This is a genomic window from Salipaludibacillus sp. CF4.18 (genome assembly GCF_051262595.1).
Lineage (GTDB): Bacteria > Bacillota > Bacilli > Bacillales > Salisediminibacteriaceae > Salipaludibacillus > Salipaludibacillus neizhouensis.
Genome location: NZ_JBIMEV010000103.1, coordinates 1 through 5451, shown reverse-complemented (window position 1 = coordinate 5451; position 5451 = coordinate 1). Strand labels below are relative to the sequence as shown.

7 protein-coding genes and 1 other annotated feature are annotated in these 5451 nt (G+C 38.1%); of the genes, 6 read left to right on the top strand and 1 reads right to left on the bottom strand.

The window, feature by feature from the left end; all coding sequences use genetic code 11:
- Positions 1–98 precede the first annotated feature (98 nt).
- Entirely contained in the window at positions 99–605 is a 507-nt protein-coding gene (locus ACHABW_RS25215) for a DUF421 domain-containing protein (RefSeq protein ID WP_435759731.1), read from the bottom strand.
- A gap of 367 nt (positions 606–972) precedes the next feature.
- Between ACHABW_RS25215 and ACHABW_RS25210 the strand changes: the two genes are divergently transcribed.
- The 6 genes from ACHABW_RS25210 to rpmA all read left to right on the top strand — a co-directional run bounded on the left by ACHABW_RS25210 (position 973) and on the right by rpmA (position 5424).
- Entirely contained in the window at positions 973–1809 is an 837-nt protein-coding gene (locus tag ACHABW_RS25210; protein WP_435759729.1) for a peptidoglycan DD-metalloendopeptidase family protein, read from the top strand.
- Entirely contained in the window at positions 1802–2641 is an 840-nt protein-coding gene (locus ACHABW_RS25205; protein ID WP_435759727.1) for a M50 family metallopeptidase, read from the top strand. Before ACHABW_RS25210 ends, ACHABW_RS25205 begins: the two co-directional genes overlap by 8 nt.
- Positions 2642–2779: 138 nt before the next feature.
- Positions 2780–4285, top strand: a complete 1506-nt coding sequence (locus tag ACHABW_RS25200) for an Rne/Rng family ribonuclease (RefSeq protein WP_435759725.1) — start codon at positions 2780–2782, stop codon at positions 4283–4285.
- Positions 4286–4365: 80 nt separating this feature from the next.
- Positions 4366–4442 (top strand) — a sequence feature (ribosomal protein L21 leader region).
- Positions 4443–4454: 12 nt separating this feature from the next.
- Positions 4455–4763, top strand: a complete 309-nt coding sequence (rplU, locus tag ACHABW_RS25195; protein WP_110935026.1) for a 50S ribosomal protein L21 — start codon at positions 4455–4457, stop codon at positions 4761–4763.
- A 13-nt stretch (positions 4764–4776) separates the two neighbouring features.
- Positions 4777–5112, top strand: coding sequence for a ribosomal-processing cysteine protease Prp (locus ACHABW_RS25190; protein ID WP_435759723.1), 336 nt, complete (start codon positions 4777–4779; stop codon positions 5110–5112).
- Between the two features lie 12 nt (positions 5113–5124).
- Positions 5125–5424 carry a 50S ribosomal protein L27 gene (gene rpmA / locus ACHABW_RS25185; RefSeq protein WP_110935028.1) on the top strand — a complete coding sequence of 100 codons (300 nt, stop codon included), beginning with the start codon at positions 5125–5127 and terminating at the stop codon, positions 5422–5424.
- The last annotated feature ends 27 nt before the right edge of the window (positions 5425–5451 follow it).

Here is a 5451-nt window from a genome sequence, read left to right as displayed (position 1 = left end):
TTATAGACCCCTTTATATGACAGGTAAATCCTCAGATATATCAAGAGGTTAATGCAGCTAGTTTACCTGATGACATTACCCAGTTTTAGAAGATATCCTTATTTTTCAAGATCTTTTAACATAGTTTCCTCTACTTGTTCTTGCTTTTGAATCACGGATAATGAACCATCTGTTTCCAATACAACGGCATGGATATCATCAAAAGATGCTTTCCCATTCGATCGCAACGCCTGTTTTATTTCATCTTCATTGATACGTTCTTTCTTCATTGCTTTGGAATTGAATTCATTATTGTAAAATAAAAGTCTAGGCTCACCTTTTATCATTTCATTAAATGCAGCAAAACGAACGGACATCCAGGTTATTATAAACTGAAAAAGGATTAGCATTCCTAGTCCAACGATACCCTCTACATAGGAAACATTTTCACTTAACAGAATAGTTGCAACTGTGGAACCGAGTGCAATAGTTATAATAAAATCAAACATATTCATTTTCGACAAGGTGCGTTTGCCAGATATTCTCAGCATTATTATAAGAACAGGATATGTGCAAACTGCAATGACAACGGTCCTGAAAACCCCTTCCCAATCATCAAAAAACACTTCTTTCACTCCTAACTTTTTTCTTATTTATTTCTCTCTCTTATAGATATTCACCAATGGATCATTTATAAAACGTTACATAGCCTCATTATTTATCGTGAGACTAGAAGAATATTAGTGTTTTGGCAAATTCACCTTTTATTAATAAACGAATAAACTAATACTACCCCCTTATATTTATATATCGCTCTTTCCCCCAGGAAAGGGCCTTTTTCCATATAATGGGGGGTCTGACCCCTTTTGAGAAACGTTGTTACTTCCTTAATTTTGCTTATTGGTTTGCATGGCTTTTTCTTTGAGTTCTATCGGTCTTGGACAAGGCATAGAAATACAGTACAACGAATCTTTGGACAAGGAAGGGAAGCCTATGAATCAAAAAGTCGCAAAGCTAAAACGAGAAATGGATGCGAAAAGAAAACAGCGTACCTATGATAGAACTCCCGAGAAAATAAAGCAGCGAGTTAGAAGTGACGGCAGACCTATTTATGATATAAAGCATGATGAGGAAAGAGAAGATACGGTATATTCTTTTGATCACGATAGCAAGGGACTTTATGAACCGAAACAAAAGCAAGAGCCTCTATTTAGGAAAGATACATTTTTTATGCAAATATTAGCTAGCATATGCCTCTTCTTAGGTGTGAGTATTTTATTTCATACGAATGCAACTTTTCTTGAAGTACCGAAACAATATATTCAGACGTCTTTCCAGGAAGAATTTGAATTCGATCAAGTTGCGATATGGTACGAAGAGATGTTTGGCAGACCAATTGCATTATTACCTACTCAAATGGAAACTGTAGCCCCAGGAGACATGGATTCTGAGGAGGAACAATTAGAGCAATTTGCATTACCAGCAACCGGAAAAATTCGAGAATCATTTGAAGAAAACGGCAGAGGAATTTATGTTGAAACTGAAATGGAAGAATCTGTGGAAGCTGTTAAGAGTGGATTAGTCCGGTTTATTGGGGAAGATGAAGAGGGTGAGTGGGGGAAAGTTGTTGTTGTTCGCCACTATGATGGAGGAGAATCTTGGTACGGAATGCTGGACGATATCCATGTTAACTTGTACGATCATGTTGATAGCGGTGAAGTACTTGCCAGTGTTTCTCCTAATGATGAAGAATCTGTCGGAGTCTACTACTTTGCCCTGAAAGAAGGCGATTCGTTTATAGACCCAATTGAAGTGATCACACTTGATTGATTTTATCCGAAAAATAACCATCCATCCTGTTCTTTGGGTCATCCTTGGGATTGGAGGAATGACAGGGCTTTTCAAAGAGATATTAATGATTCTTATCATTGTTTTTATCCATGAATTAGGACATAGTCTTGTTGCCTTGCGATTTGGATGGAGGATACGTAAAATTACCCTTTTACCCTTTGGTGGCATGGCTGAAATGGATGAATACGGGAATCGCCCCGCGAAAGAAGAAATTCTCGTTACTATTGCTGGACCTATCCAGCATATATGGCTTATTGGCATTAGTTATTTACTTGTCACAACACCGGTTTGGTCGGAAGGCGACCACCGGCTGTTTTTATTTCATAATTTAACTATTTTGGCATTTAATCTACTTCCAGTTTTACCTTTGGATGGGGGAAAATTGATTTTTACCCTCACAAGTATGTTTCTTCCTTTTCAAAAATCCTATGATAGAAGCTTTGGCTTGTCAGTTTTTTTACTTATAAATCTAACGTGTATCAGCCTTCTGATTCTTCCATTTCATTTGAATTTAATCGTCATTATTTGTTTTATCTGGGTGCAGCATTACTTAGAATGGCGACAAAGACATTACCACTTTCTTCGTTTTATCTTAGAAAGGAACTCCTCTAAGCAAGTAAGGGAGATCCAATTGATGCAAGTTTCTTCCGGGTTAACGGTTGCTCAGGCGATTCAGAAGATTTACCGAGAAAAAGAATTAATTTTCTATTTTAAAAAGGGGAATGAAGTTGTTCAAGTAAATGAAAAAAAACTTCTCCAGGCGTATTTTCAACGAAATGCTCGTGGAGTAGCTCTTTCTCATTTAGCTTAAATATGGGAACAATCTAAATGCTATCACTTTTAATCCAGGATCTACTTCGTTGTTCAAGTCCCTTGCACTTTTCTTATCAAAACAATTATAATGAGCCCAGGAAGCACGAGATTTAAGATAGAATGGGGTCATGCTAACGTGCGAAAAATTATCATTCATCGTTATTCAACAGGAGTTAGGGGAGCCGTTCTAGAACAGGGAACAGTTGTAGAATGGTTAATTGATCAAGAAATTGAGGGAGATATTCCTCCGGGAGCAATTATTCAAGGGAAAGTAATCGATATTCTACCTGGTATGGATGCAGCTTTTATAGATATAGGTGCTGAAAAAAATGGTTTTCTTTTAAAAAAAGAACTAGTAGATTATCAGCAGAAGAAAAATGAAAATAATAATCAGCCTGTTTCCGTCTCGAAACCAATTAATTCAATGTTAACAAAAGGACAGCGTGTTATCGTTCAAGTGAAAAAAGAAGAAACTGGAACAAAAGGAGCCAAATTAACGGAGATTGTATCATTTCCCGGAAAATATATTGTGTATATGCCTCATGGTGGCTATGTAGCTGTCTCCAAGAAAATGAACGAAGATTTAAATCGAGACACTCTTCGCGCACATGGGCAGGCATGGATTCAGGGAAGTGAAGGGATTATTTTTCGAACATTAGCGGAGGATGCCAATCCAGAAGATGTCCGTAAAGAGTTTGAATGGTTACGCGAACAATATCACTCTTTTATCGCAAAAGGCAATGAATCGCCTAGTAAAGTGATGTATCTCTACAATGAATCTTCTATTTTTTCGCGAGTTAGTCGAGATTATTTACATGATGACGAAACGATTATCGTCGTTGACAATCGAGAGGATTATCTTCTATTAAAAAAGCAGTTACCTGTGGACAAGTCCTGGAAGTTAGAACTCCATCAAGAAAAGCAGGGCATATTTAGCTATTTTGACTTGCAAACTGCTTTAGACAGGTCACTTAAACCTTTTTTATGGTTAAAGAGCGGCGGGTCTCTTTTTATTAATTATACAGAAGCAATGACTGTCATTGATGTAAATACAGCGAAATTCACCGGAAAAAATGATCAGAAAGAGACAGCTTTTAAAACAAACAAAGAAGCTGCAGCAGTGATTGCTGAACAATTAAGGCTACGCGATATTGGTGGCATTGTGCTTATTGATTTCATTGATATGAAATCGGATAAGGAACAAGAAGAGATTCTTCAAGTAATTAAACGAACGTTACGAAATGATCGCACCACGACGAATGTACTCGGTTTTACAAAACTGGGAATTCTGGAAATGACAAGAAAAAAAACAAGAAAACCATTACATGAGGCATTACAAATTCCTTGCCAAACATGTGACGGAAGTGGATGGATTAAAACAAGTGAGGAATTAACAAGAGAATTGGAAGATGAACTTTTCGCACGGCGGTTCGCGATAGAGGATGCGTTTTTAGTGGAAGTAGAAGATCGCATGATGGCTTTGTTAACAGCAGAGAATAAAAAGCGATTGACGCTTTTAAAACAGGTTAGTGGAAAAGAACTTTTCATGGTTCATTCTGAAAAAGTTTCCGGGTATGAGATACGCTTAGCTGGTGATCGAGAAGAAATACAGCAACAGTGGGAGATGCGTCAGCATTCTTAATCATTGAAGAGTCGAAAATTCATTGACATAAAGATTTAAATCATGATATGATATCCTGTGTTAGTTGTTTGGAAGCGCCCAAAGAGCTACAACCGCACAGACCAGGTTTTCAAGCAATTTAAAGATTGCACCTGTGATGGCGAGTCTGAGTATTAAAGGAGGTGCGCACATGTACGCAATTATTGAAACTGGTGGAAAGCAAGTGAAAGTTACTGAAGGACAAGAAGTTTACATTGAAAAACTTGATGTAACTGCAGGAGACACAGTAACATTTGACCGTGTTCTATTTGTAGGTGGAGATGAGACAAAAGTTGGTTCTCCATTACTTGACGGAGCTACTGTGACGGCAAAGGTTGAGAAACAAGGCCGCGCGAAGAAGTTAACTGTATTCACTTATAAAGCTAAGAAGAACTATCATCGTAAGCAAGGTCATCGTCAGCCTTACACAAAAGTTACGATCGACAAGATCAGCTTGTAAGGATGTGCAGACCATGATTCATATCAAGTTTGATCGGAACAAAGATGGAACCATTCATATGTTTACAATGTCAGGTCATGCAGATGCAGGGCCCTATGGACAAGATCTTGTCTGTGCCGGAGCATCAGCTGTTTCTTTTGGGACAGTGAATGCTATTGCAGCAATTTGCAATACGGAATTGGATGTCGAGCTATTGGATGATGGAGGTTTCCTCCGCTGTCGAGTTCCTGAAAAACTGGATGATGAAACGTATAATAATGTTCAATTATTACTTGAGGGCATGCTAGTTTCCATGCAAACAATGGAAGAACAGTATCGCCAATTTATACACATTGAATCTAAACTATAGGAGGTGAAGACCATGTTCTTGAAATTGGACCTTCAATTTTTCGCCAGTAAAAAAGGTGTAGGTAGTACGAAAAACGGTCGTGACTCAGAATCGAAACGTCTTGGTACAAAGCGTGGAGACGGACAGTCAGTTACAGGTGGATCTATCTTAGTTCGCCAACGCGGAACTCGTATTTACCCTGGAGTAAACGTAGGTAGAGGTGGAGACGATACTTTATTTTCTAAAGTAGACGGCGTTGTGAAATTTGAACGTGTCGGACGTAACCGCAAGCAAGTTAGTGTTTATCCAGAACCAGCACTACAAGAAGCATAAATTACACATGAAAGACCCTAATGATTA